We start from the raw sequence: 26,090 nt of genomic DNA on the forward strand, positions 1-26,090 counted from the left end.
GGGCGGAGCCTGAACCTCAGCCGATGTCCAGCTTGCTCAGGTCCTTTGCCGTGAAGGCTGCAGCCTGGCGCTTGTTGGCCACGCCAAACGGCACGTGCACCATGGGCAGGTCGCCGGCTGCCGAATACAGGTGGCTGCGCTGGTCATCGAAGAACATGTGCGGTTTCAGAATCCGCAGTACCCGTTCTTTTTCCATGCCGCCCAGGAAGAACGACTCGTCCGGCGAAACGCCCCAGTTCTTCAAGGTGGTTACCACCCGTTCATGGGCCGGCGCGTTGCGCGCGGTGACGATGGCGATGCGCAGGATGCGCTGGTAGTCAGGGTCTTGCGCCAGCTTGCGGTCTTCAAGCTGGCGAATCAGCGACAGCTTGCGGTACAGGTCGGCCAATGGCCCCGGCTGATGGGGAATGGCCTTGCGGTCCTGCTCGTGGGCCTGGAAGTCATCGAGGTTGAGGTTCTGCTTGTAGACGCTTTCGGCCTCGTCATCGGCAATCACGCCATCGAAGTCGAAGGCCACCCTCAGCTCGGTATCGATCTCGTCGTCGTAGATGCGCGTGGGCAGCACCAGCCCGGCCGGGTAATTGGCGTCGATGGCGCGTTGCACGTCACCTTCGTGGGCGCTGAGGAACAGTGAGGCATTGAACGCGGGAATGTACTCGTAGGGCGAGCGGCCGGACATGAACGCCGCACGGGTGATGTCCAGGTTGTAGTGCCTGATCGAGCGAAACACCCGCAATCCGGTTTCCGGCGAGTTGCGCGAGAGCAGCACCACTTCCACCGGCAGTTGCTCGGGAAAGGCCTGGTTGATGCTCAGGAAGCGGCGGATGAACGGGAAGGCCACGCCCTTGGGGAACGGTACGTCGAGGTTCGCCTCCTGGTGCAGGCGGTAGGCTTCGACGCCTTCGGCCTGGTAGATGTCGTCGGAGACGGCCAGGTCGAACAGGGCGCTGGAGGCAACGCCGACAACCAGTTTATGCTCGATGGGGTAGGGCATGGCGGGCGTCTCCTGCGGCGCTTGGCAAAAGGTCGAGTGCCATCATACACGCCGCGTGCGTTTGGGCGTGACACTGGGTGACAGCCCCGCGATGCGCCGAAATCAATTCATCCGTCCTTGAGCAACTGCTTGTGCATGACGATGGTGCGTTCATTTCCATGCAACACCTCGCGCAGCTTCTGGTAGCCAAGCATTGAATAGAAGCCTTCGGCGGTAATGGAGGAGGGCACTCGCAAGCTACCGAGCCCGCCTGCGGTGGCGTGTTGCTCGATCACCTGCATGAGCTGGCGGCCAATGCCAAGGCCTTGATGATCCGGGCAGACGAACACGCTTCTGACCACATCGTTTTCAAGGCTGGCGGTCGCCACCACGTTCTCGTCGATCAGTGCCACGAAAACCTGGCGCTGAGTCAGCAGGGCGATGATGGCCGGCGCGCTGAACGAGGCCTCGACGCGAGCGATGGTACGCGCGTCGTAATCTGCGGCATTACTGGTGCGCAGTGCGCTGATGATCACCTGGCTGATGGCGACGGCATCATTGGGTAGCGCTTGGCGAATGTAGCAATCCAATCGTGTATCTCCTCTCTGCGCAGGCGAACTCCAGTGCAGGCTTCCCATCGCATTCACAATGCCTGAAAACGCCCCTCGAAATCGCTCGCCAGCTGTTCCAGCGTCACACTGCCCAGCCGCTCCAGCAATAGCGCCTGGGCCGCCTCGAAGGCATCGGTAAGTGCCGCATTCACCGCCTGTTCCACCAGGCAATGCGGGTGGTCGGTTGACAGGCCGATGGCAAAGATCGACGCGCCGCCCAGCGCTTCATGGATATCCAGCAAGGTGATCTGCGCCAGAGGCCTGGCCAGCGTCCATCCGCCACGGTGCCCTTTCACAGAGCTTACATAGCCTTGCTCCTTGAGCAGCCCCATGGTCCTGCGCACCACCACCGGGTTGGTCCCAAGCATCTGCGCAAGGGTTTCGGAGGTGGACGGTTTGTCATGGCGGGCCATGTGGATCAGCACGTGCAGCATGCGGGACAGGCGGGTGTCGTTTCTCATCTGAGCGAGGTCTGGCCAGGGTAGGTTGCCAGCCTCACACGAAACATCAAAGGTTACAAGACCATTGACGGGTCACTATCATGTAACTTACGTTGTGTCATAAGTGACATGAGCGGGTCGTGAACCCGAGGAGAAAGACCAGATGTTCGACGTGATCATTGTCGGCGGCAGCTATGCCGGTATTTCTGCTGGCCTGCAGCTGGCGCGGGCGAGGCGCAAGGTGTTGGTGATCGATGCTGGCGTGCGGCGCAACCGCTTTGCACGCAGCTCCCATGGCTTTCTGGGGCAGGATGGGCGTGACCCGGCGGTAATCGCCGATCAAGCACGCCAGCAGTTGCTGGCCTACCCCACGGTGCAATGGCTGGCGCGTTCAGCGGTGTCGGCGGCCAAGGAGGGCGACGGGTTCCGGGTCACGCTTGATAGCGCCGAGCAGTTCGGCGGCAGGCGCCTGATCCTGGCAACGGGCGTCGTGGATGAGCTGCCGGGCGTACCGGGCCTGGCTGAGCGTTGGGGCCATAGCGTCTTCCACTGCCCGTATTGCCACGGCTTTGAGCTCGACGGGGGCAAGATCGGCGTACTGGCGGCGTCGCCGGTGGCGATGCATCACGCCATGATGCTGCCTGACTGGGGGCCGACTACGTTTTTCCTCAATGGTGTGTTTGAACCCGACGCCGAGCAATTGGCCCAGTTGGCAAGGCGCGGGGTGCAGGTAGAGCGCGAAGCGGTGGTGTCGATTGGTGGGGAGCGCGCCGCTGTCAGCCTGGCCAGCGGCCGGGTCGTCGAGCTGGCAGGGCTGTTTACCCAGCCGCATACGCAAATGGCCAGTTCGTTGCCTGCGCAGCTGGGGTGCGCCTTTGAGGAGGGGCCGATGGGGGCGTTCATCAAGGTGGATGCCATGCGCGAAACCAGTGTGCCAGGCGTCTTCGCCTGCGGCGATGCGGCAGTAGCGGCGGGGAATGTGGCTATCGCGGTGGGCGAGGGGGCGCGCACAGGCGGTGCCGCCCACCATTCGTTGATATTCCGCTAGTCGGCGGCGTGCTGGGCGAAGCGTTTGCGGTACTCCGCTGGCGTCACCCCCACGTGCCGCACGAACGCCCGGCGTAAGGTGTCGGCATTGGCAAACCCGCACAAGGCAGCCACCTGCTTGGGTGGCTCGCGCCCACCCTCCAGCCGCGCCCGTGCAGCATTGACCCTGGCCAGCTCGACCCAGGCCGCCGGGGTCATGCCGACATCATGCTGGAACACCCGCGCGAAGTGCCTGGGGCTGAGCCCCACCCGGGCAGCCAGGCTGGCAATGTCGTGGGCCAGCGCCGGGTTGGCTGCAACGAAGCGCTGCAAGCCTTGCAGGGCTGAGCGCCCGACGGGTGAGGTGCCACCCTGGCGGCTGAACTGCAACTGCCCACCCGGGCGCTTGAAATACATCACCAGTTGCCCGGCCACTTGCCGGGCTACCTCCCGCCCCAGGTCTTCTTCCACCAGGGACAAGGCCAGATCCAGCCCGGCCGTCACCCCGGCTGCCGTGCGCAGCTTGCCGTCATGCACCTGGATGGCATCGGCCTCCACCTGTACCAGGGGATAGCGCTCGGCCAGCGTCTGCGCTACGGCCCAGTGGGTCGTTACCCGGCGTGCGTCGAGCAAGCCGGCGGCAGCCAGCGCGAATGCCCCGGTGCACACCGACCCAAAACGCCGGCAGGCGCCGGCACGCTGGCGCAGCCAGTCGAGGATGCCGGGCCGCAAATACTGCTCGGCAGCGTTCGGGGTTCCGGCGATCAGCAACGTATCGAACGCTTCCAGGTTTTCGCCTATCCAGCCATCGGCCAGCAGGCGGGTGCCGGATGAGCTCACCAGCGGGCCGGGTTCGCACGCCAGCAACAACAGGCGATAGGCATCGTAGCCGACCTGGCGATTGGCCTCGGCAAATACGTCGAGCGGGCCGCAGGCGTCCAGCAGCTGAACGCCGGGCATCGCCAGAATGGCCAATGTCAGTGAGGGTGTTGGCATGTGGGTTCCAGGTATCGGACGGCAAGTCCGTATTACCGCGACAATGGCAGGATATGGAGCTATAAGTCAATTGAGGACATAGGTGCACGCCAGCAGACTGGGTAGGTCATTCACCCACCCAGGAGCGATCATGTCTTCATCCATTGCTGGTATCGCGCTGCCCGACAGCGCCATGGCCCGTGAAATCACCGAGCTTGTGCGTGACACGGCGTCCCCTCTGTTGTTTCACCATTCCAGCCGGGTGTTCTATTTCGCCGCCCTGGCGGGAGAGCGGCTGGGGCTGAAGTACGACAGCGAGCTGTTGTACGCAGGCTGCATGTTCCACGACATGGGCCTGACCCACACCCACAGCAGCGCCTGTTGCCGTTTCGAGGTCGACGGGGCCAACGCTGCCCGCGACTTCCTCCAGCGCCACGGTGTCGACGAACGCGATGTCGAGCGGGTGTGGACGGCGATCGCCCTGCACACCACGCCCGGCATTCCTGAGCACATGCATCCGCTGATCGCGCTGGTGACCGCCGGGGTCGAAACCGATGTGCTGGGCCTGCACCATGACGGGTTCAGCCGGGTGCAGCGCGATGCGGTGGTGCAGGCGCACCCGCGCGGGGCGCAGTTCAAGGAGGCCATCATCCAGGCGTTCTACGAAGGGATTCGGCACAAGCCGCAAACCACATTCGGTAACGTCAAGGCCGATGTGATTGCGGACAAGGACCCGGCCTTCCGGCCGGGCAATTTCTGCAGCGTGATTCGCCAGTCGTGCTGGCCTGATTGACCGAGTTGGCACGGGCAGGATCGCCATGGCACCGGCAGCGCCTTTCCTATGATTTAACGTGTATTTCTGTAGGAGCGGGCTTGCCCCGCGAAGCAGGCGACGCGGTACGTGGCACCGGCTTCGCCGGTGTTCGCGGGGCAAGCCCGCTCCTACAGGGCATCGCCTACAGCACTTGCGGATTCGCCACGTTGATCGGCGCACCTTGGGCAAACGCCAGCACATTGTCGAACGCATCGCCAAAGTACAGCTCGTAGCCATTCTTCTCCACGTAGCCCAAGTGCGGTGTGCACAGCACGCGGGGGTGGCGCAGCAGGGGGTGGCTGGGGTCGAGTATCGGCTCCTGCTCGTAGACATCCACCGCCGCATAACCCGGCCGCCCGCTGTCGAGCGCCTGCAGCAGGGCGCCGGGGGCAATCAGCTCGGCGCGGCTGATGTTCACCAGCAGTGCGCTGGTTTTCATACGCGACAGGTCATCGCAGGTCACCCCGTGGCGGGTGCTGGGCGACAGGCGCAGGTTGAGGCTGAGGATATCCGACTCGGCGAAAAACGCCTCCCGCGAAGCCGCCGCCCGGTGCCCATCCGCCTCGGCCTTGGCGCGGCTGGCCTCGCTACCCCACACCAGCACCGGCATATCGAAGGCCTGGGCATAGCGCGCCAGGCGTTGGCCGATCTTGCCGTAGCCCCAGATGCCCAGCACCTGGCCGGCCAACGCCTGGCCCAGGTTGACCTGCCAATCGCCCTGGCGGAACGCATCGATCGCCGGCACCAGCTGGCGCCGGGCGTTGAGCATCAGCGTCCAGGCCAGTTCCGCCGGCGCCACCGGTGAACCGCGCCCCTCGGTCACGACGATGCCGCGCGCCGTGCAGGCGTCCACATCCAGATGGCCGGCAACCTTGCCGGTCTGGCTGATCAGCTTGAGCTTCGGCAGCCGGTCGAGCAGGGCGGCGTCGATGCGCGTGCGCTCGCGGGTGAGTACCAGTGCCTCGGCATCGGCGAAGCGGCTGGCCAGTTCATCCAGCGAGGCCGGGCGCTGCTGGTGGAACACCTGGACCTCGTGGCCCGCCAGCTTGCTGAAGCAGTCGAGGGAGCGGATTACGTCCTGGTAGTCGTCGGGGATGGCGATGCGCATGGTGGTCGGCCCTGGAGGTGGGTTGGCGATGGGGCTGTTGTTGGGGCAGCAAAGTCAATGATGGCAGACAACGGCCAGATGCACTTCTGGAAGATGTGCGTTAGGAGACCTGTAGGAGCGGGCTTGCCCCGCGAACACCGGCTTTGCCGGTGCCATGCACCGCGTTGCCTGCTTCGCGGGGCAAGCCCGCTCCTACAGATATTTGATTGAACAAAGAACCCGGCGGGGTCAGGCGGGCCTGGCCCGGCGCTGAACGACACCGGCCAGGCACTTGAGTACCAGGCCCAGGACCACCGCCACCGCGGCACTGACGAAAATCGTCTCGTGCCCGGCGCCCTGTTGCTGCAGGGCCACGAAGGCCGGCGCCAGCGCCGCTGCGGCCACCTGCAGGATGCTGACCCAGGGCGTCAATGTACCCCGTGGGTCATTGGTGGTGATCGCCCCCATGTAATACGTCAGCGCCAGCACCCAGCCGAAGTTCATCAGCAGCAGCGCCAGGCACAGCCAGTTCGCATCCGGCGTGAAGCGCGCCAGCATGCCGATCGACACCAGCACCAGCACCGACCCCAAACCGATCATCGGCCCACGGCTCACCCGTGCGCCCAGCACGCTGGGCAATGCGCCGCCGGGCAAGCCGCCAAGAATCCCCAGGCCAAATGCCCAGCCCACGTCCACTGCGCCAATGCCGCGTTCGCGGGCCAGCTGGTCGACGAAGCCCCAAATGCAGTAGATCGCCAACTGCAGGCACAGCATCCCCAGCAAGGCATAACGGCCCAAGGTTGCCGAGCCGAGCCCGCTGCCTGCCACCTCAGCTGGCGCCTCACGGTGCAGCCGATGCGGAATGGCCAGCGCCGCCAGGGCAATCAGCACGAACCAAAACCCCAGGGTCGCCACCGCGCCACGGTTGCCGAGCTGCTCGGCCAGCTGCGGCAGGCAGGTGGCATACAGGGCAAAGACGGCGGTCTGGATCAACAACGACAAACCGTAGGAGCGGTCTTGCCCGGGCAAGCGCCCCAGCCCACTGACCGCCCCGGCATACAGCACGCCGGCCGCCAGGCCACAGGCCAGGCGGCACAGCACCAGCGCGCCCAGCGAGCTCAGCGCGGCACTGGCCAGGTTCAGCGCCAATGCTGCCAGCGCCGCGCCAAGGTAAAGGCCGCGCCCGCCGAAGCGGCGCCCCAACACAGGCAGCAGCAGGCAGCCCAGCAGGGTGCCGGTCATTTCGCCGGACAGGACCCAGCCTTGCTGGCTCAGGTTCAGGCCGAGCCGTTCGGCCACCAGGCCGATGAAGATCGGTTGCACGCCAATGATGATCAAGGCCGTGGCGGCTATGTAGATCAGCGCGGCACGCAGCAGCAGGGTGTTGTTATTGTTGTGCATGGCAATTTTCCGGGTGAAGCAGGGCGGTCAGGGTCAGGCGTGGGGGAGGGTGCCTGCGTCGTGGGTGATGCGGCCGTTCATCAGGGTTAGCGCCACGTCGGTCTTGCCGATCTGGTAGCGGTCGAGTTCGAACAGGTCCTGCTCAAGAATGATGATGTCGGCACGCTTGCCAGCGGTGATCGAGCCGATCTCCTGTTCCAGCCCCAATTGGTAGGCACCGTTGAGGGTGTAGGCGGCAATCAGCTGCGGGATGCTCAGGCGCTCGTCGGCATCGGGCATCACCGGGGCATTGGGCTCGCCGCTGAGCTGGCGGGTATGGCCCGACTCGATGTGCTCCACCGGCTTGTGCTGGCAGCGGCATTGGCAAACCAGCCCGTCCATGCCGATCGACACGGTTACGCCCTGGTCGATGAAGGTGCGGAACTTGTACATCGAGGCCCAGCGCTTGAACCCGTAAGACTGCTGGATCGCCTCGGCGTAGGCATCGACCACGCCCCATTGCAGCTGGGTGTTGGCCATGACGCCGATGCGCCGAAAGCGCGGGATGTCGTCGCTGTGGGTGAGGAAGGCGTGGGTGATCACGTGGCGGCGATCACGGGGTGGGTTGTGGGCGAAGGTGCGTTCGAACACGTCCAGCGCCATGCGCACGGCGCCGTCGCCCACGGCATGCACCATCACGTCGATGCCGGCGGCGTCGGCGGCGCGCACATGGCGCTCGAACACCGCCTCGGGCATGGTCGTGGCGCCGCAGTGAGGTTTGTCGCAGTAGGGTTCGAGCAGGAATGCCGTGTGGTTCAGCTCGGTGCCGTCGAGCATCAACTTAAGGGTTTGCGCCTTCACCAGCGGTGAGTCGTAGCGGCTGCGCAGGTCTTGCAGGATGGGCAGCGGATCATCCTCGGTGCCCATGTTGATGTAGCTGCCGACCACGCGCAGCTTCAGGCGTTGCTCGCGCTCCAGCTGCTGCAGGGTTTCGTACAGCAGCGCCTGGTCGCCTGCCGGGTCGAGGAAGCCTGCGTCAAACACCGTGGTAATGCCGGCGGCCACCAGTTTTTCCTGCCAGAAGGGAATCGAGCGCAGGTACAGGTCGATACCGGTCGGCAGGTAGCCGGCTTCGCTCAGGCGCTGCATCAGCAGCGAATAGGCCGCGCAGTCTACGATCACTCCTGTCGGCTCGCCGCTGACCGGGTCTTTCTCGAACCAGCTGGCGCCTTCCTCTACGGGTGGGGTGTCGCGGTCGATGCCGGCGGCGTTCAGCGCGTAGGAGTTGACCCACATGGTGTGGTAGTCGGTGGACAGCAGGCACACCGGCTTGTCTGGGCAGATGGCATCGAGCACTTCGCGGCGCAGCAGCTCGGGTGGCATCAGCGGCTGGATCCAGCCCATGCCGGTAATGGCCTTTTCCTGCGGGTTGGCGTCCACATAGCGCTGCAGCAGGGCCAGCACCTGCTGTGGGTCTTCATGGTTGACCAGGGCCTGGAAGGCGAACGCAGTGCTGGAGAAGTGCCAGTGCGATTCGACGAAGCCGGGCAGCACCAGCTTGCCGCCCGCGTCGATCAGGCGCGTGGCGCCGGTGGCGTAGGCCATGACACGGGCGTGGTCGCCCACGCAGAGAATGTGCTCGCCTTGTACGGCGACGGCATCGGCCCAGGGCCGGTGCGGGTCCACGGTGTAGATGCGGGCGTTATGGATGATGAGGTCTGCTGCGGTGCTCATGGCGGCTCCCTGGGTCAAAATGCCGCGCTAGTGTTGTGTCGGTTAAAAACTTTAGTCAATAAAATATTTTTGTGAATTGGCTTTGCTGTATGCTGGGCAGCGAATCCACAAGACAGGGGGCGATGTGAGCGGATTGCGCGAGCAGCAGAAGGCGATGCGCCGGGAAACGATCAGCCGTACGGCGCTTGGCCTGTTCGAATCCCAGGGCTTCCAGACCACGACCATGGAGCAGATTGCCCGCCTGGCGGCGGTGTCGGTGCCGACGGTTTTTGCCTATTTCGGCAGCAAGCAGGAGATACTGCTGGAGAAGCTGCGCGAGGCTGACCACCGTGCGGTGGCCCAGGTGCGCCAGCGGCTGGCGGAGTTCGACACTGCCCTGGATGCCCTGTGCTGTTACGAGGCGCACCTGACCGAGTACGCCTTCGAGGTGCTACCGGCGCCGCTGTGGCGGGAGATCCTGCCACCGCTGTTGCCGTTGCTGGGCCCCCACCAGCAGGAGGTGCCGCAGGCGTATAAGCGGGTCAACGATGCGCTGGTGGCGGAGCTGGTGCGCCTGCTGCAGGACCTGTGTGACAGCGGCCAGCTGCGCCCTGACCTGGATGTGGCCTATGCGGCATTCCTGATCAATGACTACGGCCATTTGCAGCTGTTGCGCCTGTGCAATGCCGAGCCCCTGGACCTGGCGGGGCACCGCGAGGAGGTGCGGCGGTTCATGGCCTTCCTGCTGAGCGGCATGCAAGGGGGACGGTAGTTCCCGCACTCTCTGTAGGAGCGAGCGTAGCTCGCGATGGGGCGCGCAGCGGCCCTAGGATTTGAGCTTCGCGGCCGATAACGCCGGGGCTGCTCTGCAGCCCATCGCGAGCTTCGCTCGCTCCTACAGGGAGGCCTCGTTCAATCAGGCCCCTGCGCCCAACGGCCACCCTTGGTGATGCTCCACCAGAAAATCCACGAACACCCGCACCCGTGCCGGCATCGTCGGCCCACCGACGAACACCACATGCAACGGTTCCTGGTCCCCCGGGTTGTAGTCTTCGAGCAACGCTACCAACTGGCCGCTCTGCAAGGCATCGGCCACGGTAAACAGCCCGATCCGCGCCACCCCCGCACCCAGCAGGGCCAATTGCGCCAGGGCCTCGCCGCTGCTGCATTCGATGTTCCCAGCCACCTTTAGCGAAAAGCCCTCGCCATCGCGCCTGAACGGCCAGTCCATCGCCGCCCTGCGGAAGTTGAAGCGCAAACAGTTGTGCCGCGCCAAGTCTTCCGGCACCTGCGGCGTGCCGCAGCGCTCCAGGTACTGCGGCGACGCCACCACCACCTGCCCGGTATGGCCGATGCAGCGCGCGCTCAGCGAGCTGTCGGGCAACACGCCGAAACGCAGCGCGACATCGGCCTGGCCGCCGTGAATGTCAACGATCTCGTCGCTCAGGGTCAGGTCCACCAGCACCTGCGGGTAACGCGCGCTGAACGCCGTCAGCAGCGGCACCAGGGTCAGCCGGCCATGGCCCAGCGCCGCGCTCACCCGTAGCCGCCCGCGTGGCACGCCCTGGTCGGTGATCGCTTCTTCCACTTCAACCATGTCCGCCAGAATGCGCCGTGCCCCACGCAGGTAGGCCTCGCCTTCGGTGGTCAGGGTAATCGCCCGGGTGGTGCGCAGCAGCAAGCGGGTGCCCAGGCGCTGTTCGGCGCGGGCAATGATGCGGCTGACCGCCGACGGCGTCAGCCCCAGTGCCCGCGCTGCGGCCGACAGGCTACCGGCATCCACCACCTGGGCGAACACCTCCATTTCTCCAGAGCGGCCGTTGTAATCCATTTGTGCCTCATACGCAAAGGTGATTGCCGCAAAAGCGGTCTAGTGCGTTCAAGGCGCTGATCGTAGCATTCCCGTCATAGATAAGGAGCTTTCCCCATGCGTATAAATCCCCCTCTCGTGGCGCTGGCCATCGGTGCCTTCGGCATCGGCGTCACTGAATTCGCCCCCATGGGCATGTTGCCCAGCATCGCCGCCGACCTCGGCGTGTCGATTCCCGCTGCCGGCCTGCTGGTCAGTGCCTACGCCGTTGGCGTGCTGATCGGCGCGCCATTGATGACCCTGGCCACCGGCAAGGTTCCGCGCCGTTACCTGCTGATCGGCCTGATGGCGATCTTCACCCTGGGTAACCTGCTGTCGGCGCTGGCCAGCGACTACCAGAGCTTGTTGGTTGCGCGCATTGTCACGTCGCTCAACCATGGCGCGTTCTTTGGTGTCGGCTCGGTAGTGGCGGCCAGTGTGGTGCCGCCGGAGAAAAGGGCCGGGGCGGTGGCCGCGATGTTCATGGGCCTGACCTTGGCCACCATCGGCGGCGTTCCCCTGGCCACCTGGTTCGGTGAATTGTTCGGCTGGCGCACGGCGTTCTGGGGCATTGCCGGCCTTGGGCTGGTGGCCATGGTGTCGCTGTGGTTTGCGTTGCCCGACCTGCCGCTGCCCAAAAGCGGCGGGGCGATGGCCGAGATCCGTGTGCTGGGCCGTGGGCCGGTGTTGGCGGCGCTAGCGCTGACGGTGGTTGGCTCCAGTGCGATGTTCACCGTGTTCACCTATATCGCGCCGATTCTGCACAGCCAGGCCCAGGCCTCGACCCCCTTCATCACCGCCATGCTGGTGCTGTTCGGCATTGGCTTGACCCTGGGCAACCTGTGGGGCGGCAAGGCGGCGGACCGTTCGATCGAGCGAACCCTGTTGGTTTCCCTGGCGGTGTTGGTCGCGGTGTTGCTGGTGTTCCCGGCGACCTTGGGCGGCTCGCTGCCGACCGCGGTGGCGATCCTGGTGTGGGGTATTGCCAGCTTCGCCCTGGTGCCGCCGCTGCAAATGCGCGTGATGGAAGCCGCCAAGGACGCACCGAACCTGGCGTCGGCGGTGAATATCGGGGCGTTCAACCTGGGTAACGCGATTGGCGCGGCGCTGGGTGGGGCGGTGATCAGTGCGGGGCTGGGGTATCCAGCCGTGTCGTATGCCGGTGCCGGGATGGCGGTGCTGGGGCTGGTGTTGACCTTGGCCTGGCGCGCGCGGCCTGCAGTGGCTGTAGGGCCGAGCGCCGCGTAGCGGCGCATCGCGAGCTGCGCTCGCTCCTACCGGGGATTGCAGGCATACGCCGCCCCCGTAGGAGCGAGCGCAGCTCGCGAATGGCCCGCAAAAATACCCCCTTGGCTCCGTCCCTGCGCGTAAATTATAATCAGTCCCATTTACGCCGCCCCCTCGCCGAGCCGCCCTCCCATGATCGACACCGCGTCGCCTTCGCAGCCCACCCTGCCGGCCCTGTACCGCGAGCACCGCGGCTGGCTGGAGGGCTGGTTGCGCCGGCGCCTGGGCAATGCCTGGGATGCCGCTGACCTCAGCCAGGACACCTTCCTGCGCGTGCTTGCCAGCCCCCAGCCCCTGGCAGACATTCGCGAACCCAGGGCCTACCTGCTTACCATCGGCAAGCGCCTGCTGTGCAACTTCCACCAACGCCGCAGCCTCGAACAGGCCTACCTCGATGCCCTGGCGCAATTGCCCGAGCAAAGCCTGCCTTCTCCCGAACAGCGCTGGATCCTGCTGGAAACCCTGCACGCCCTCGACGAACTGCTGGACGGCCTCAAGGCCCCCGTGCGCAAGGCCTTTCTCTGGAGCCAGCTTGAAGGCCTGGGCTACGCCGAAATCGCCGAACGCCTGGCCATTTCCGAACGCACCGTCAAACGCTACATGGCCCAGGCGTACGAGCATTGCCTGCTGGCGCAGCTGTAATGCCCGCGCAACCCGCTGATGCACGCGCCGTGGTACGCGCGGCTGCCCGCTGGCTGGCACTGCTGGAGTCAGGTGGGGCCAGCCCGGCAGACCTTGAGCGCCTTGCCCAATGGCGTGCCAGCAGCAGCCAACACGAGAACGCCTGGCAGCAGGCGCAATTGCTGCGCCAGCGCTTCGCCGACCTGCCCGGCGAGCTGGCCATGGCCACCCTCGACCGCCCGCAGCCCAGCCGCCGAGCCTTGCTCAAGCAGGCCCTGGGGGTTGCCGCACTGGTGCCGACGGCCTGGTTGCTGGGCCGGCAATTGCCGCTGGAGGCCTGGCGCGCCGACGTGCACACCGCCGTGGGCGAGCGCAGGCAGCTGACCTTGAGCGATGGCACCCGCCTACAGCTGAACACCGACAGCGCCGTCAACATCGACCTCGCCGCCCGGCGCATCACCCTGGTGCGCGGGGAGGTGGCGGTGGACGTACCCACTGCCGTCAGCCTTGCGCTGCAGGTGCCGTATGGCCAGGTCACGCTCAGCGGCGCCGAGGTATGCGTGCGCCTGTTCGATGAGTCCTGCCGGGTGTCGGTGGCCGCAGGTAGGGCGACCGTGCAGCCCGGGCGCGGTGCTGCAACCACCTTGCAGGCAGGCCAGCAGGCCAGCTTGCGGGCAACCGGCCTTGGCCCGGTGAAGCCCGTGGACGAGTTGCTGTTGGGCTGGCGAGAGGGCGTACTGCGCCTGGATGACCGGCCCCTGGTCGACCTGCTGCTTGAGCTGCGGCGCTACCGGCCCGGCCTGTTGCGCTGGGCACCGGAGCTTGCGCAGTTGAAAGTGACCGGCACGTTCCGCCTCGACGATACCGACCGGGTGCTGGCGCTGCTGGCGGCCAGCCTGCCCGTGGAGGTGCATGCACGCACCCGTTACTGGGTAACACTGGCCCCGCGAGAAAAGCGTGCCTGAGTGTGTCCCCTTTTTTTTTCTCACCGGTCATTACCGGTAGAAGAACACAAGGGGAGCCGTCTTCAATGCCAGCCGTAACACCATTCCGCCTGATCCCGCTCGGGTTCGCGATCAGCCTTTGCCTGCAGGCACCTGCCTGGGCAGACCAACAAGCCCGCCGCCATTTCGAAGTGCCCGCCGCCAGCCTTGGCGCGGTACTTACCCGTTTCGCTGACCAGGCCGGTGTCAGCCTGTCGCTGGACCCGGCGCTGGTCAGCGGCCAGCAGAGCACTGGCCTGTCTGGCAACTACAGTGTCGAGGAAGGGTTCCTGCAACTGTTGCGCGGCAGCGGCCTGCGCCTGCAGCCGGTGGGCGAGGGCGCCTATACCCTGGTGCCGGCCGCGCACGGTGCCGGCGCCCTGGAAATCGCCCCGACCACCATCGTCGGCGGCCAGGCCCCTGGCAGTGATGCCCAGCCCTACGCCGGTGGCCAAGTCGCGCGCAAGGGCTCGCAGGGGCTGCTCGGGGCTCGCGACTTCATGGAAACGCCGTTCAGCATCACCACCTACACCAGCGACCTGGTGAAGAACCAGCAAGCCCGCACCCTGGGCGACCTGATTGGCGCCGACCCGTCGGTGCGCGCCACCAACCCGGCAGGCGGGCGCTTCGAGCAGTTCACCATTCGGGGTTTCAGCCTGTTCAACACCGATGTGTCCTACAACGGCCTGTACGGCATCCTGCCTACCTATTCCATCGACATGGAAATGGCCGACCGCGTCGACATCATCAAGGGCCCCAGCCAGCTGATCAACGGCATCTCGCCGCGGGGCAGCGTCGGCGGTGGCATCAACGTGGTGCCCAAGCGTGCCGGTGATACGCCGATCACCGAGTTCACCGGCAGTTATGCCTCAGGCAGCCAGGTGGGCGGAGCGCTGGACATAGGCCGGCGCTTCGGCGAAGGCGAGCAGTTCGGCTTGCGTTTCAATGGCGTGAAGCAGGCCGGCGATACCGAATGGGACCACCAGAGCGTCGACCGCCAGATGGCCGTGCTGGGCCTGGACTTTCGTGGTGAGCGCTTGCGCCTGTCGGCCGACCTGGGCCACACCGAGCGCGACACCGACGCCCCCCAGGAGCGCGTGTTGGTAGGGGCCAACGCCCAGGTGCCGAGTGCCAACCACGTGCGCCACAACTATGCCCAGGCCTGGAGCAAGGCGCGCACCGAGGACACCTTTGGCGCGTTCAATGCCGAGTACGACATCAGCGACTCACTGATGGCCTACGGCGCGGTGGGGGCGCGCAAGAGCAACCACGACTTCCTCAGGCACAATGTGTCGGTGGTCAACGATGCCGGCGATTTCACCGTGCAGCCTCGCGACTTCACCCGCGACGAGTCGGTACGTACCGCCATGGCGGGGCTGCGCAACTGGTTTCATACCGGACCTGTCAGCCATGAACTGAACCTCGCCGCCACCTACTTCTACATGGACTTCACCAACGGTGGCGCTCGCTATGCGTCGGCGCCGAGCAACCTGTACCAGCCAGTCGCAACGCCCACGCCCGGCACGCCGACCCGTACCGATGCCAAGGTGTACACCGAGAACCGTTTTTCCGGCGTCGCCCTGGCCGACACCCTGGGCTTTTTCGACGACCGCCTGCTGTTGACCCTGGGGGCCCGCTGGCAGCGTGTTCAGGTGGATGACTGGAGCAATGGGGTGAAAGGCGATACCGCCTATGACGAGGAAAAGGTGTCGCCTTCGGGCGGTGTGCTGCTCAAGGTCACCGAGCAACTGTCGCTCTACGCCAACTACATGGAAGGCCTGAGCCAGGGCAAAATCGCCCCGTCGACCTCGGTCAACGAAGACCAGATATTCCCGCCTTTCATCAGCCGCCAGGTCGAGATGGGCGCCAAGTATGACTTTGGCCGCGTCGCCGTCACGGCCAGTGCCTTTCGCATCCGCCAGCCAGCCTACGAAACCAACGCCACCTCGCGGGTGTTCGGCCCCAACGGCAAGCGCGACAACCGCGGTATCGAGCTGAGCCTGTTCGGCGAGCCGCTGGACGGCGTGCGCGTGCTGGGTGGGGTGATGTACATCGACAGCAGGCTGACCGACACCGTGAACGGCGCCTTCGACGGCAACCGCGCCCCGGCCACACCCGAATACAACGTCAACCTGGGCGCCGAGTGGGATCTTCCCGGGGTCAAGGGGCTGACGCTGACCGCCCGTGGCATTCACTCAAGCTCGCAGTACCTGGACCAGGACAACAGCAAGCAGATCGATGGCTGGGAACGCTTCGACGTTGGCGCGCGCTATGCCTTCAAGGTCGACAGTACCCAGGTGACCCTGCGGGCCAGCGTCGAGAATGTGCTGGATGAGCGCTACTGGGCCTCGGCGGGGGCCTCGGATGACAGCGAGCCAGGGCTGACATTGTCGACTCCGCGAACCTACCTGCTGTCGGCCACGCTTGGCTTCTGAATTGCGCGCCACCCCCTGGTAGGAGCGAGCAGAGCTCGCGATGGGGCGCGCAGCGGCCCCAGGGCTTCAGCTGCGCGGCCAACAACGCCGGGGGCTGCTGTGCAGCCCATCGCGAGCTGCGCTCGCTCCTACCGAGAGCTGCGTCGGCGTTTGGAAGTGGGTCAGGGCAAACCGTTGCGCCCGTGGGCAAGGTAGCCTGGGCGCGCACGGTGATCGAAGAAGCCCTACCCAGTATCCGTATCCTGCCCTCAGGAAAGGCGCGCCGTGCTCACGGTGATGAAGCCCTTGTTCTGCACGGCAATGCGGATCACCGTCTCGTCGGCTGGGGCCTTGCGCTTGCGCTTGATGCACACGCCTTCCAGGGCAACCGCCTTCATGTGATGGCTGATGGCACGCCCGCAGGGGTCGAAGAACATCTCGCTGGCCAGCAGCTCGATGCGCTCCACCAATTGCCGGGTGTGCTCGTCGGTGGCGCAGAAAAACATCACCCCGGACAGGTGCGGGTCGCCGTCGGGGTTGCAGACTTCATGGGCCATCAATTCGCGCAGGGTGCTGCGCAGTTCGGCGGTGGTGTGGGTGTGTGGGTGCATGCGCAGCCTCCTCAGAATCGCGAGTACCGAGCATGTGAGCACCGGCCTAGCGCGACAAGTAAGATGCGTCCGTGCTTGCCGTGGGAAATGTCCGAGCGTAGAGCACAGGGGCCGTCGAAGTATTGATACGGCACAAGGCTTGGGCAGATTTGCACGCCGGCCGGGGAGGGCCTTTAACCGTGGCCTGCGTATCCCTCATAAAAGCGTGCTTCCCTGCGCCTCGCCAGTCACGGATAATCGCCGAAATCCAAAAAATACTCCGTGAGCCCCCATGAGCAACCCCGTAGCCCCCCTCAGCCAGCCTGAACCCTCGGCTACGCGCCAACCGCGTAAGAACAACCCCGAGAAAACCCGCGAGGACATCCTCCAGGCCGCGATCAACGAATTCGTCCAGCAAGGCCTGGCGGGCGCCCGCGTGGACGCCATCGCCGAGCGCACCGCCACCTCCAAGCGCATGATCTACTACTACTTCGGCAGCAAGGAGCAGCTGTATGTCGAGTGCCTGGTCAAGCTTTACGGCGATATCCGCAAGACCGAACAGAGCCTGGACCTTGAATCGCTGCCGGCCGAACAGGCCATCTGCCGCCTGGCCGAGTTCACCTTCGACCACCACGACCGCAACGTCGATTTCGTGCGCATGGTCTGCACCGAGAACATTCACTACGGCGAGTACGTGAAGAAATCCCCGGAAATTCGTGAAATGAGCAGCCTGGTGCTGGACGCCCTGGGCAGCACGCTCAAGCGTGGCGTGGAGGCGGGGGTGTTCCGCCCAGGGATCGAGGTGATCGACCTGCACATGCTGATGAGCTCGTTCTGCTTCTACCGGGTGTCCAACCGCCACACCTTCGGTGACATCTTCCAGATCGACCTGGGCGCAGACGAGGTCAAGCAGCGCCACCGGCAGATGATCTGCGACGTGGTGCTGAGCTACATCCGCGCCTGAACCCGCCTATTCGCCCAGCCGTTGCTCACGTGACGGCGGGTAGCCGAAGTAGGCCGCATAGCACTTGCTGAAGTGCGACACCGAGACGAAGCCGCAGGCCACTGCCACCTCCATCACCGACAGGTCGGAGTATTGCAGCAGGCGGCGGCTTTTGGTGATGCGCAGCTCCATGTAGTAGCGCCGCGGCGAGGTGCCCAGCTGGGCCTGGAACAGGCGGTCGATCTGCCGGCGCGAACGGCCACTGTAGGCCGCCAGCTGGTCGAGGCTCAGGGTTTCCTCAAGGTTGTTTTCCATCAGCTCGACGATGGTGCGCAGGTGCAGGCTCATGGACTTCTTGGCGCCGGGGCCGACCTGGCGGTAGCGCGCGCCCGAGAATGAAAGAATTTCTTCAACGCCTTCGGCCAGGCCGTCGCCGTACAGGCGCCGCACCAGGCCGAGCATCAGTTCCATGGCGCCATTGGGGCTGGCGGCGCTCAGGCGGTCGCGGTCGAGGGTGAAGCTGGCCGGGGTGATGCGGGTTTGCGGGCTGCGCTCGGACAGGCTGGCGCGTTGCTCGGGGTGAATGCTGCAGCCGTAGTCGTCCAGCACACCGGCACGGCCGAGGAACCAGGCGCCATTCCACAACCCGCCCAGGGCCATGCCGTGGGCGGCGCAGTCGTCCAGCAGGCGGTCGAGTTCGGGGTACTTCAGCGGGGTTCGCAGGCCGCCGCAGACAATCAGCAAGTCAAGTTCCCGGAGTTCTTCGGCGGATAACTCGGTGGCGACCAGTTCCAGGCCCAGGTCGCTGAGCACGCGGTCGCCGTTCAGCGACAGCGGTGTGAAGCGGAAGCTGTCGGCGCGCAACAGATTGGCGGTAACCAGCACGTCCATGGCCACGGTGAAGCTGGCCATCGAGAAATGCTCAAGCAGAATGAAGTCGACCCGATAGGGGGCTTCGGGGCTGCCGGCGCCGGCCTTGAGCCGCAGCATGTTGCTGGTGCTGGTCTTCTTGCTGAACTGACGTGGGGTGGGCACTCTGAACTCCGCTTCCTGGCTGGCCCGCAGAGTGTGGCGGGAGCGTGCGGGAAAGACAATCACCCGTGGGTGCGTGTCGTATTGCAGGTCGTGTTGAGGCAAGTGGCAAATCGAAGTCGCAAGGCAAGCCCACCCCTGTAGTAGGAGCGGGCTCGCCCCGCGAAGAGGCGCGCACGGTCAGGCCAGGAAATCGGCAAACGCCTTGTCCTGCTCCAGCACGAACGGCAGTTTCTCGAACAGCAGCACCAGGTCGACACCCTCGAACAGCGGCCCCCCCAAGGCGTCGCGCGCCTCATCGGTTGGGCCGCCATGCTGCTCCAGCGCATCGCACACTTCCATGGCCTGGGCAATCACCCGTGCATAGGGCTGGCCGTCCGGGGCCTGGTGCGGTTGGGCCTGGTAGCGGATGGCCGTAAGGATGGTCAGCGGCAGGTTCCAGCGTTTTGCCAGTTCCGCGCCCACCTCCGGGTAGCCGAAGCCCAGTTGCTGGGTTTCGCTGGCCGCGCGGCTGGTGGTGCCACTGGCGCCTCTGATGCGTGCGGCGTAATCCGGCGCGCCGGTTTGGATCAACAGTTCGCCGATGTCGTGCATCACCCCGCAGGTAAACGCTACTTCACCGTCAAGCCCGGCCTGGCGCGCCAGCAGGCGGCTGATGCTGGCGACCTGGAAGCTGCGGCCCCAGAACTGCTTGAGGTTGAACCCCGGCGCCGACTTGAACGCCCCGGTCACCGCCGAGGCCAGCACCAGCGTGCGCAGCACGTTGAAGCCCAGGCGCATGGCGGCGTCCTCGATGCTGGCCGACTCGCGTGCTCCCTTGAAGCGTGCCGAGTTGGCCAGGCGCAGTACCTTGGCAGCGATCACCGGGTCCCGTTCGATGCTGCGCGCCACCTTTTCGAGGCTTTCGTTGGGGTTGTCGAATTGCTGGACCAATTCCAGGGCGACCTGGGGGATGCTGGGAAGACTGTGCAGCTCTGCAAACAGCGTAGAGATATCCATGGCTAGGCGCTCTTCGTCCGGTGGAGAACTTTAAGATAGGCAATTTTTCGCTGTCTGCACGCCGGTTCACGCCTGCCTTGGTCCTGCTAGACGCGGCAAATCCGAATGAACCCTCGCCGTTTGCTATAACCATAGTAATGACACGCCAACGGGAGAGTGCTCATGGAAATCGGAACGATCTGGATCATGGTGGCAGCCTTGGTCATCTTGCTGGAAATCTTCGCCATCTGGCACATCATCGGCAGCGAACGTCGGGCCGAACGCAAGATGCTGTGGATCGTGTTCGTGGTCTATGCGCCGTTCCCGGGATTGTTGTTCTGGATATGGCGCGGGCCGCGGGCGGTGAAGGGCAGGGCGGTGCTGCACGAAAAGTGAAGGCTCGGCATCAGGCGCACAGCGCCTGATGCGCATTGGGTTTACTCAGGCAGGATGTTCAGCTCCATCGCCGGGGCCAGGCCGCTGACCAGCAGGCTGCTCTTGAACGCCACGTGTTTGTCCACCGCCAGCTCCTTGAACGCCTTGCGGATGCCGTTGCGTACCAGGGTACGCGCTTCGCGGCGCTTGGTTTCGCTGTCGCCGGGCGCCAGGGTCACCTCGCCAAGCAGGGTGGTTTCGATATGCTCGACCGTGTCCCAGCCCATTTTGTTGCGCATATGGCTGCGGGCTTTTTCGGCGTGGGGCTCGTCCTGGTGGGTGAGCGGGTTGATGGTGTAGGAGAGTTGGAAGGAGTAAGACTTGCTCATGGTGGTTCCTTTACAGTGCGGTAATTGGCCTCCGTGCCGGAACCTGCACTGTACGAGGCCAGGGGGCCTGTGCCTACAGACGCGGTGTTGAAGCGCACAGGCGCCGGCTGCGAAATTTCCTACAACTGGCCTTGACCTCGACTTAACTCAAGGTCCCAGACTCGGGCGCTCAATCACACCAAGGAGCGTCCCATGACCCAGGTTTTCCAACTGTCCAACCCGCCGGGGCTGTACGACCCCAGTGGCAATGCCTATTCCCATGTGGCCGAAGTCACTGCCGCCAGCCGGTTGCTGTATGTCGCCGGGCAGGGCGGTGAGGATGCCCAAGGGCGGCTTTCGCCAGACTTCGGTGAGCAGGCGCGCCAGGCGCTGGCCAATGTGCAGGTGGCACTGGCGTCGAAAGGGGCCGAGCTGTCCCAGGTGTTCAAGTTGACCTTGTTGATCGTTGACCACAGCGAGGCACGGTTGCGGGCCTGGGTGGCGGAGGCGGACCGGGCCTGGGCTGGGCACATGAAACCGACCTGCACCTTGATCCCGGTGCCGCGCTTGGCACTGGATGGAATGCTGGTGGAGATCGAGGCGGTGGCGGCTATCGTGTAAGGCAGGGCCGGCCTTTTCGCGGGGCAAGCCCGCTCCTACAGTAGGGGAGGGGTGATCCTTTGTAGGAGCGGGCTTGCCCCGCGAAAGGGCCATCAATCCCGGCGAAAAGCCTTAGAATGGCACTTTGACCCCGAGCCACCCCCATGCCCCCCATCGAGCTGCTGCAAACCACCCCCGACCAGGCCGAACTGATCCGCAACCTCTACCAGTTCTACGCCTACGAATCCTCCGACTGGGAGCAAGAGGACGTGGAGGTGGACGGCCGTTTCTATATCCACGAAGACCATCTGCAGCGTTACTGGCACAGCCCTGGCTGGAGTGCCAACCTGGTGCTGGTCGATGGTTTCATCGCCGGTTTCGTGCTGGTCGAGGGCTGCGAACTGCCTGGCATCGACGCGTTGGAGCTGGCCGACCTGTTCATCCTCAAACGCTATCGCCGCCAGGGCATCGGCCGCGCCGTGGCACAGGAGTTGTTGGCCAGCCCCGGCGACTGGCTGCTGCGCTGCTATGCCCAGGACCCCGTAGCAGCAGCCTTCTGCAGGGCGGCAGTGGCCGGCTTGCTGCGCCCGGTGCAGCAGGTGGTGCTCGACGATGACCCGCAACTGCTCACCTTCCGCATCACCTCGGCCTTGCACTGACGTTCCAGTAAAATACTGTGAACCACTTCACAAAATACGCTCACCCGGCATAATGCCAGCACCGCTTTTCAAGGCCCGGCCGCGCTGGCACGGGGTTCTTATTCGTGCACGCCGCAGGTTCAGGTAAATTTCATGTCGCTAGTCGCAAGCCCCGACATCATGTACCGGCTGTTGATCCAGAGCGTGGTGGACTATGCCATCTACCTGCTCACCCCCGAGGGTATTGTCGCCAACTGGAACCCGGGCGCCCAGCGCGCCAAGGGCTACCGCGCCGAGGAAATCGTCGGCCAGCATTATTCGCTGTTCTACAGCGAGGCCGAGCGCGCCGCCGGGCTGCCCGCGCAGAACCTGGAGCAGGCCCGCAGCACCGGCCGCTTCGAAGAAGTCGGCGCACGCCTGCGCAAGGACGGCACGGCCTTCCATGCCCATGTGGTGATCGAGGCCGTGCGCGATGACCACGGCCAGCTGGTGGGCTTTGCCAAGGTCACCCGTGACATCTCCGAACGCCGCCGACAGGAGCTCGAACTGCTGCAGGCCAAGGAACTGGCCGAGCAATACAGCCAGGAAATGGCCAACCTGTCGCAGTTCCTCGATTCGGTGATTGCCAACATCCCCGCCAGCGTCATCGTCCAGGACCTGCAAAGCCAGCGCATCCTGCTGGCCAACCAGCAGGCCGAGCGCCTGTTCGGCGGGCGTGGCAAGCCGATGATCGGGCACACCCCGGGCGAGTGCCTGGCACCGGCTGCCGCCGACTACCTGGAAACCCAGCTCAGCCGCGGCGCCCGCAGCACCAAGGGCTTTGCCGCCGAAACCCGGGTCGACACCGCCTGTGGCCCGCGCACCCTGCGCAGCCGCGCCCTGCTCAGCCAGAATTGCGAAGGCCAGGCCGACTACGTGCTGTTCGTCGCCGAGGATGCCACCGAGGAGCTGGCCGCCCACGCCCAGATCCACCACATGGCCCACCACGATGCGCTCACCGGCTTGCCCAACCGCACGCTGTTCAACGAACGCCTCAAGCAGGCCCTGGTGCGTGGCCACGAGCATGAAAAGCTCACCGCCGCCCTGTGCCTGGACCTGGACAATTTCAAGAACATCAACGACTCCCTTGGCCATGCCTTCGGCGACAAGCTGCTGCGTGCCCTGGGCAAGCGCCTGCGCCGCGAGCTGCGCGAGCACGACACCCTGGCGCGCCTTGGCGGTGACGAGTTCGCCGTGGTACTGACCCACCTGGACAACCGCGACGCCGCCTGTAACACCGCCCAGCGGCTGATAGACGCCATTTGCCCGCCGTTCCAGATCGAAGGCCACCAGTTCTCGGTTGGCGTCAGCATCGGCGTGGCCATTGCCCCGGACGACAACGACCATGCCGAGCAGCTGCTCGGCTATGCCGACATGGCGCTGTACGAGGCCAAGCGCAATGGCCGCAACCGCTACGAGTGCTTCAACGTCGAGCTGGATGTGGCCGCACGCCAGCGCCGCCTGGTGGAAACCGACTTGCGCACCGCGCTGCACCTGGGCCAGCTGCACCTGCACTACCAACCGGTCGTGGACCAGCAGACCAACAGCGTGACCGGCTACGAGGCGCTGCTGCGCTGGGAGCACCCCACCCGCGGCATGGTCATGCCGATGGACTTCATTCCGATTGCCGAGGAAACCGGGCTCATCCACGAACTGGGCATCCGTGCGTTGAACCTGGCGTGCCAGGAAGCGGCCAGTTGGGGCACCGAGCAAACCGTGTCGGTGAACCTGTCGCCGGTGCAGTTCAAGAATGCCAACCTGGTCCATACCGTGGCCCTGGCCCTGGCCGACTCGGGGCTGGCGCCCCAGCGCCTGGAACTGGAAATCACTGAATCGGTGCTGCTGGGCAACAGCGAAGAGAACGTGCGGACCTTGCGCGCCCTCAAAGACCTGGGCGTGTCGATTTCCCTGGACGATTTCGGCACCGGCTATTCGTCGCTGGGCTACCTGCGCTCGTTCCCGTTCGACCGGATCAAGATCGACAAGTCGTTCGTGCATGACATGTGCGAGAGCCGCGAGGCGATGTCGATCATCCGCGCAATCACCGAGCTGTCCAACAGCCTGATGATCAAGACCACGGCCGAAGGGGTGGAGTCGGAGGAGCAGATGCGCCGGCTGAGGGCCGAGGGCTGCTCGCACTTCCAGGGCTACCTGTATGGGCGGCCGGCGCCGGCCAGCGAGCGGTTGAAGCAGGTGGTGGGGCCTGACTGACGGGCCTCTTCGCGGGGCGAGCCCGCTCCTACAGGGGCGTGTGTAGGCGCGGGCTTGCCCCGCGAAGGGGCACGGTCAGGCCTCAGCTATTCCAATCAGGCGCAAAATCCGGGCTGACCACCCGCTGATCCTTCGGCAACCCGGCAATCACCGCGCGGTCCTGGTCATCCAGCCGCACCTCAAGCGCCGCCAGGTTGGCCAGCTGGTTCTCGCGGCTGCTGGCCTTGGGAATTGCCGCCACGCCGTCCTGGTCCAGCAGCCATTTCAGTGCCACCTGGCTGGGCAGCACCCCATGCTTGCGTGCGATCGCCTGAATCTCTGGCCGCGCCGCCGCCTGGCCACGGGCCAGCGGGGTGTAGGCGGTCAGCAACAGGTCATGCTGGCGGGCATAGTCGAGCAGCGGCTTTTGGCCCAACAACACATGGTATTCCACCTGGATGGCCGACAATGGCGCGCCCAGTTCCTCGACCACCTGGCGCAGCAGGCCGAGGGGGAAGTTGGCCACGCCGATCTGGCGCGCCTTGCCTTCGTCGCGCAGGGCCACCAGGGCCTCGATGCTGCGCGGCAGGTCCCAGTCCTTGCCCGGCCAGTGGATATGGAACAGGTCGACCTGCTCGGTGCCCAGCGCGCGCAGGCTGTCTTCCAGTGACTGGCGCATGGCCTTGGGCGCCAGGCGGTCCCACCAGACCTTGGTGGTCAGGTGCACCTGTTCACGTGGCACGCGGCTGTCGCGCAGGGCCTGGCCCACGGCGGCTTCGTTGTCGTAGGCGGTGGCGGTATCGATGTGCCGGTAGCCCAGTTCCAGGGCCTGGTGCACAGCGGCCGTGCATTGGGCACCGGTCATCGGCCAGGTGCCCAGGCCGATGCAGGGCAGGTCCAGGCCGGTGCGGGTGGTGAGCCTTTGCATGAAAACTCCTTGTTCGGGTGCGAGGTTGCCTGGCCGATGGTGCGCGCTTTGGCGAGCGGCAGCCATGTGCCAGCGGGAAAAAGTGGTCGATCAGCGAACGAAATACAAAACACCCCCGGCAACCTGGGCTTTTGATCTTCCTTAAGTCGTCGTATCTCTTCTAGAATTCCGCCTGTCGCACCTGCCCCCTGGCGCAGCCTTTCGCCGCGCCGCCATCGAGATCGCCATGAGTTCCAGCACACCGCTGTCCGGAGTCAACCAACCCCTGCGTGGCATTGCCCTGGTGGTGGTGGCGACGTTCCTGTTCGCCAGCCACGATGCCTTGTCCAAGTACCTCGGTGGGTTGTACCCGATCGTCATGGTGGTGTGGGCGCGCTATGTGGTGCATACCCTGCTGATGGCGGGCATCTTCTTGCCCAAGTCCGGCCTCAACGTGCTGCGTACCCGCAGGCCCGTGCTGCAAACCCTGCGGGCATTGAGCCTGCTCAGCACCAGCCTGCTGTTCACCACGGGCTTGCAGTACCTGCCACTGGCCGAGGCCACCTCGGTCAACTTCCTCGCCCCGGTGCTGGTGACTGCGCTGTCGGCGCCGCTGCTCAAGGAACGGGTCACCACGGGGCAGTGGGTGGCGGTGGTGCTGGGCTTTATCGGCGTGCTGGTGGTGGTGCACCCGGGCGGTGCGATGTTCACCCCGGCGATCCTGTACCCGTTCGGCTCGGCGCTGGGGTTCTGCTTCTACCAGTTGCTCACGCGCATCCTGGCGGCGTATGACAGCCCGACCACCAGCAATTTCTATGCGGGGTTGTGCAATACCTTGGCGATGAGTGCGCTGGTGCCGTTCTTCTGGGAAGTGCCACGCTGGGACCATGCCTTGCTGATGCTGGCGCTGGGCGGCTTCGGCATGAGCGCGCACCTGCTGCTGACCCAGGCCTTCCGGCATGCCGCGCCGGCCTTGCTGGCACCGTTCAGCTATTGCCAGATCGTATTTGCCGGGTTGCTGGGGTTCGTGATCTATCGCCAGGTGCCGGATGATGCGAGCTTGCTGGGCATTGCCATCATCTGCCTGAGTGGGCTGGGCGCGGCCTGGATGCAGCGCAGGAAGTAACATTTGCTGCGCCTGTAGGAGCGAGCAGCGCTCGCGATGGGCTGCAACGCAGCCCCGGCATCCTATGCCGCGAAGCCGAAAACCTGGGGCCGCTGCGCGCCCCATCGCGAGCTACGCTCGCTCCTACCAGG

26 protein-coding genes are annotated in these 26,090 nt (G+C 65.2%); 13 read left to right on the top strand and 13 right to left on the bottom strand.

Going from position 1 to position 26,090, the window contains the following annotated elements:
- Positions 1 to 16: 16 nt before the first annotated feature.
- The 3 genes from F3J44_RS00390 to F3J44_RS00400 all read right to left on the bottom strand — a co-directional run bounded on the left by F3J44_RS00390 (position 17) and on the right by F3J44_RS00400 (position 2,045).
- Positions 17 to 994, bottom strand: a complete 978-nt coding sequence (locus F3J44_RS00390) for a 5'-nucleotidase (RefSeq protein ID WP_167269896.1) — start codon at positions 992 to 994, stop codon at positions 17 to 19.
- A gap of 107 nt (positions 995 to 1,101) precedes the next feature.
- Positions 1,102 to 1,563: a GNAT family N-acetyltransferase gene (locus F3J44_RS00395; RefSeq protein ID WP_167269898.1), complete on the bottom strand. Its 462-nt coding sequence runs from the start codon at positions 1,561 to 1,563 to the stop codon at positions 1,102 to 1,104.
- Positions 1,564 to 1,616: 53 nt separating this feature from the next.
- Positions 1,617 to 2,045, bottom strand: a complete 429-nt coding sequence (locus F3J44_RS00400) for an Rrf2 family transcriptional regulator (protein WP_167055351.1) — start codon at positions 2,043 to 2,045, stop codon at positions 1,617 to 1,619.
- A gap of 142 nt (positions 2,046 to 2,187) precedes the next feature.
- On the opposite strand from F3J44_RS00400, the gene F3J44_RS00405 reads away from it, so the two are divergent.
- Positions 2,188 to 3,072 (top strand): NAD(P)/FAD-dependent oxidoreductase, encoded by an 885-nt coding sequence (locus F3J44_RS00405; protein WP_167269900.1) that lies wholly within the window; start codon positions 2,188 to 2,190, stop codon positions 3,070 to 3,072.
- Here the strand turns inward: F3J44_RS00405 and F3J44_RS00410 are convergent.
- Positions 3,069 to 4,046: a GlxA family transcriptional regulator gene (locus F3J44_RS00410; RefSeq protein WP_167269902.1), complete on the bottom strand. Its 978-nt coding sequence runs from the start codon at positions 4,044 to 4,046 to the stop codon at positions 3,069 to 3,071. The two genes, F3J44_RS00405 and F3J44_RS00410, sit on opposite strands and share 4 nt — an antisense overlap.
- Positions 4,047 to 4,176: 130 nt before the next feature.
- On the opposite strand from F3J44_RS00410, the gene F3J44_RS00415 reads away from it, so the two are divergent.
- Positions 4,177 to 4,818, top strand: a complete 642-nt coding sequence (locus F3J44_RS00415; RefSeq protein WP_167269904.1) for an HD domain-containing protein — start codon at positions 4,177 to 4,179, stop codon at positions 4,816 to 4,818.
- A 163-nt stretch (positions 4,819 to 4,981) separates the two neighbouring features.
- Here the strand turns inward: F3J44_RS00415 and F3J44_RS00420 are convergent, their stop codons facing one another.
- From F3J44_RS00420 to F3J44_RS00430, 3 genes are all read right to left on the bottom strand, one after another.
- Positions 4,982 to 5,947 (bottom strand): D-2-hydroxyacid dehydrogenase family protein, encoded by a 966-nt coding sequence (locus F3J44_RS00420; protein ID WP_167269906.1) that lies wholly within the window; start codon positions 5,945 to 5,947, stop codon positions 4,982 to 4,984.
- Positions 5,948 to 6,175: 228 nt separating this feature from the next.
- Positions 6,176 to 7,327: an MFS transporter gene (locus tag F3J44_RS00425; protein ID WP_167055337.1), complete on the bottom strand. Its 1,152-nt coding sequence runs from the start codon at positions 7,325 to 7,327 to the stop codon at positions 6,176 to 6,178.
- 33 nt (positions 7,328 to 7,360) lie between these two features.
- Positions 7,361 to 9,040, bottom strand: coding sequence for an amidohydrolase (locus F3J44_RS00430; RefSeq protein ID WP_167269908.1), 1,680 nt, complete (start codon positions 9,038 to 9,040; stop codon positions 7,361 to 7,363).
- 124 nt (positions 9,041 to 9,164) lie between these two features.
- On the opposite strand from F3J44_RS00430, the gene F3J44_RS00435 reads away from it, so the two are divergent.
- Positions 9,165 to 9,791 (top strand): TetR/AcrR family transcriptional regulator, encoded by a 627-nt coding sequence (locus tag F3J44_RS00435; RefSeq protein WP_167269910.1) that lies wholly within the window; start codon positions 9,165 to 9,167, stop codon positions 9,789 to 9,791.
- A 144-nt stretch (positions 9,792 to 9,935) separates the two neighbouring features.
- Here F3J44_RS00435 and F3J44_RS00440 read toward each other — a convergent pair whose 3' ends face one another.
- Positions 9,936 to 10,850, bottom strand: a complete 915-nt coding sequence (locus F3J44_RS00440; protein ID WP_167269912.1) for a LysR family transcriptional regulator — start codon at positions 10,848 to 10,850, stop codon at positions 9,936 to 9,938.
- Positions 10,851 to 10,946: 96 nt separating this feature from the next.
- On the opposite strand from F3J44_RS00440, the gene F3J44_RS00445 reads away from it, so the two are divergent.
- The 4 genes from F3J44_RS00445 (at position 10,947) to F3J44_RS00460 (ending at position 16,194) form a co-directional block, all read left to right on the top strand.
- Positions 10,947 to 12,116 carry an MFS transporter gene (locus tag F3J44_RS00445; protein WP_167269914.1) on the top strand — a complete coding sequence of 390 codons (1,170 nt, stop codon included), beginning with the start codon at positions 10,947 to 10,949 and terminating at the stop codon, positions 12,114 to 12,116.
- 171 nt (positions 12,117 to 12,287) lie between these two features.
- A complete protein-coding gene (locus tag F3J44_RS00450) occupies positions 12,288 to 12,797 on the top strand; it encodes a sigma-70 family RNA polymerase sigma factor (RefSeq protein WP_167055321.1) in 510 nt (169 codons plus the stop codon).
- Complete coding sequence (locus F3J44_RS00455) at positions 12,797 to 13,741, top strand: FecR domain-containing protein (protein WP_167269916.1); 945 nt, start codon at positions 12,797 to 12,799, stop codon at positions 13,739 to 13,741. Before F3J44_RS00450 ends, F3J44_RS00455 begins: the two co-directional genes overlap by 1 nt.
- A gap of 65 nt (positions 13,742 to 13,806) precedes the next feature.
- Positions 13,807 to 16,194 (top strand): TonB-dependent receptor, encoded by a 2,388-nt coding sequence (locus F3J44_RS00460; protein ID WP_167269918.1) that lies wholly within the window; start codon positions 13,807 to 13,809, stop codon positions 16,192 to 16,194.
- Between the two features lie 248 nt (positions 16,195 to 16,442).
- Here the strand turns inward: F3J44_RS00460 and F3J44_RS00465 are convergent, their stop codons facing one another.
- Entirely contained in the window at positions 16,443 to 16,784 is a 342-nt protein-coding gene (locus tag F3J44_RS00465) for a hypothetical protein (RefSeq protein WP_167055310.1), read from the bottom strand.
- A 271-nt stretch (positions 16,785 to 17,055) separates the two neighbouring features.
- Here F3J44_RS00465 and F3J44_RS00470 point away from each other — a divergent pair, with 271 nt between their 5' ends.
- Entirely contained in the window at positions 17,056 to 17,727 is a 672-nt protein-coding gene (locus tag F3J44_RS00470) for a TetR/AcrR family transcriptional regulator (RefSeq protein ID WP_167269920.1), read from the top strand.
- Positions 17,728 to 17,733: 6 nt separating this feature from the next.
- On the opposite strand, the gene F3J44_RS30290 is transcribed toward F3J44_RS00470, so the two are convergent.
- Positions 17,734 to 18,741: a GlxA family transcriptional regulator gene (locus tag F3J44_RS30290; protein WP_167055304.1), complete on the bottom strand. Its 1,008-nt coding sequence runs from the start codon at positions 18,739 to 18,741 to the stop codon at positions 17,734 to 17,736.
- A 177-nt stretch (positions 18,742 to 18,918) separates the two neighbouring features.
- Positions 18,919 to 19,737, bottom strand: coding sequence for an HDOD domain-containing protein (locus tag F3J44_RS00480; protein WP_167269922.1), 819 nt, complete (start codon positions 19,735 to 19,737; stop codon positions 18,919 to 18,921).
- Positions 19,738 to 19,899: 162 nt separating this feature from the next.
- Here F3J44_RS00480 and F3J44_RS00485 point away from each other — a divergent pair, with 162 nt between their 5' ends.
- Complete coding sequence (locus F3J44_RS00485; RefSeq protein WP_167055299.1) at positions 19,900 to 20,112, top strand: PLDc N-terminal domain-containing protein; 213 nt, start codon at positions 19,900 to 19,902, stop codon at positions 20,110 to 20,112.
- Between the two features lie 41 nt (positions 20,113 to 20,153).
- Here the strand turns inward: F3J44_RS00485 and F3J44_RS00490 are convergent, their stop codons facing one another.
- Positions 20,154 to 20,480, bottom strand: a complete 327-nt coding sequence (locus tag F3J44_RS00490) for a hypothetical protein (protein WP_167055296.1) — start codon at positions 20,478 to 20,480, stop codon at positions 20,154 to 20,156.
- A 192-nt stretch (positions 20,481 to 20,672) separates the two neighbouring features.
- Here F3J44_RS00490 and F3J44_RS00495 point away from each other — a divergent pair, with 192 nt between their 5' ends.
- From F3J44_RS00495 to F3J44_RS00505, 3 genes are all read left to right on the top strand, one after another.
- Positions 20,673 to 21,080, top strand: coding sequence for a RidA family protein (locus F3J44_RS00495; protein WP_167269924.1), 408 nt, complete (start codon positions 20,673 to 20,675; stop codon positions 21,078 to 21,080).
- Between the two features lie 143 nt (positions 21,081 to 21,223).
- Positions 21,224 to 21,718, top strand: a complete 495-nt coding sequence (locus F3J44_RS00500; RefSeq protein WP_167055289.1) for a GNAT family N-acetyltransferase — start codon at positions 21,224 to 21,226, stop codon at positions 21,716 to 21,718.
- 132 nt (positions 21,719 to 21,850) lie between these two features.
- Positions 21,851 to 23,947, top strand: coding sequence for a bifunctional diguanylate cyclase/phosphodiesterase (locus tag F3J44_RS00505; protein ID WP_167269926.1), 2,097 nt, complete (start codon positions 21,851 to 21,853; stop codon positions 23,945 to 23,947).
- Positions 23,948 to 24,029: 82 nt separating this feature from the next.
- On the opposite strand, the gene F3J44_RS00510 is transcribed toward F3J44_RS00505, so the two are convergent.
- Positions 24,030 to 24,854 (bottom strand): aldo/keto reductase, encoded by an 825-nt coding sequence (locus F3J44_RS00510; protein ID WP_167055283.1) that lies wholly within the window; start codon positions 24,852 to 24,854, stop codon positions 24,030 to 24,032.
- 226 nt (positions 24,855 to 25,080) lie between these two features.
- Between F3J44_RS00510 and F3J44_RS00515 the strand changes: the two genes are divergently transcribed.
- Entirely contained in the window at positions 25,081 to 25,959 is an 879-nt protein-coding gene (locus F3J44_RS00515; protein ID WP_167055279.1) for a DMT family transporter, read from the top strand.
- The last annotated feature ends 131 nt before the right edge of the window (positions 25,960 to 26,090 follow it).

Source organism: Pantoea sp. Tr-811 (genome assembly GCF_011752535.1).
Classification (GTDB): Bacteria; Pseudomonadota; Gammaproteobacteria; order Pseudomonadales; family Pseudomonadaceae; genus Aquipseudomonas.

Bases quoted from the DNA above. Each gene is read 5' to 3' on its own strand.
- F3J44_RS00390 (WP_167269896.1), bottom strand. From the start codon at position 994: ATGCCCTACCCCATCGAGCATAAACTGGTTGTCGGCGTTGCCTCCAGC.
- F3J44_RS00400 (WP_167055351.1), bottom strand. From the start codon at position 2,045: ATGAGAAACGACACCCGCCTGTCCCGCATGCTGCACGTGCTGATCCAC.
- F3J44_RS00405 (WP_167269900.1), top strand. From the start codon at position 2,188: ATGTTCGACGTGATCATTGTCGGCGGCAGCTATGCCGGTATTTCTGCT.
- F3J44_RS00410 (WP_167269902.1), bottom strand. From the start codon at position 4,046: ATGCCAACACCCTCACTGACATTGGCCATTCTGGCGATGCCCGGCGTT.
- F3J44_RS00415 (WP_167269904.1), top strand. From the start codon at position 4,177: ATGTCTTCATCCATTGCTGGTATCGCGCTGCCCGACAGCGCCATGGCC.
- F3J44_RS00420 (WP_167269906.1), bottom strand. From the start codon at position 5,947: ATGCGCATCGCCATCCCCGACGACTACCAGGACGTAATCCGCTCCCTC.
- F3J44_RS00425 (WP_167055337.1), bottom strand. From the start codon at position 7,327: ATGCACAACAATAACAACACCCTGCTGCTGCGTGCCGCGCTGATCTAC.
- F3J44_RS00430 (WP_167269908.1), bottom strand. From the start codon at position 9,040: ATGAGCACCGCAGCAGACCTCATCATCCATAACGCCCGCATCTACACC.
- F3J44_RS00440 (WP_167269912.1), bottom strand. From the start codon at position 10,850: ATGGATTACAACGGCCGCTCTGGAGAAATGGAGGTGTTCGCCCAGGTG.
- F3J44_RS00445 (WP_167269914.1), top strand. From the start codon at position 10,947: ATGCGTATAAATCCCCCTCTCGTGGCGCTGGCCATCGGTGCCTTCGGC.
- F3J44_RS00450 (WP_167055321.1), top strand. From the start codon at position 12,288: ATGATCGACACCGCGTCGCCTTCGCAGCCCACCCTGCCGGCCCTGTAC.
- F3J44_RS00455 (WP_167269916.1), top strand. From the start codon at position 12,797: ATGCCCGCGCAACCCGCTGATGCACGCGCCGTGGTACGCGCGGCTGCC.
- F3J44_RS00460 (WP_167269918.1), top strand. From the start codon at position 13,807: ATGCCAGCCGTAACACCATTCCGCCTGATCCCGCTCGGGTTCGCGATC.
- F3J44_RS00465 (WP_167055310.1), bottom strand. From the start codon at position 16,784: ATGCACCCACACACCCACACCACCGCCGAACTGCGCAGCACCCTGCGC.
- F3J44_RS00470 (WP_167269920.1), top strand. From the start codon at position 17,056: ATGAGCAACCCCGTAGCCCCCCTCAGCCAGCCTGAACCCTCGGCTACG.
- F3J44_RS00480 (WP_167269922.1), bottom strand. From the start codon at position 19,737: ATGGATATCTCTACGCTGTTTGCAGAGCTGCACAGTCTTCCCAGCATC.
- F3J44_RS00485 (WP_167055299.1), top strand. From the start codon at position 19,900: ATGGAAATCGGAACGATCTGGATCATGGTGGCAGCCTTGGTCATCTTG.
- F3J44_RS00490 (WP_167055296.1), bottom strand. From the start codon at position 20,480: ATGAGCAAGTCTTACTCCTTCCAACTCTCCTACACCATCAACCCGCTC.
- F3J44_RS00495 (WP_167269924.1), top strand. From the start codon at position 20,673: ATGACCCAGGTTTTCCAACTGTCCAACCCGCCGGGGCTGTACGACCCC.
- F3J44_RS00500 (WP_167055289.1), top strand. From the start codon at position 21,224: ATGCCCCCCATCGAGCTGCTGCAAACCACCCCCGACCAGGCCGAACTG.
- F3J44_RS00505 (WP_167269926.1), top strand. From the start codon at position 21,851: ATGTCGCTAGTCGCAAGCCCCGACATCATGTACCGGCTGTTGATCCAG.
- F3J44_RS00510 (WP_167055283.1), bottom strand. From the start codon at position 24,854: ATGCAAAGGCTCACCACCCGCACCGGCCTGGACCTGCCCTGCATCGGC.
- F3J44_RS00515 (WP_167055279.1), top strand. From the start codon at position 25,081: ATGAGTTCCAGCACACCGCTGTCCGGAGTCAACCAACCCCTGCGTGGC.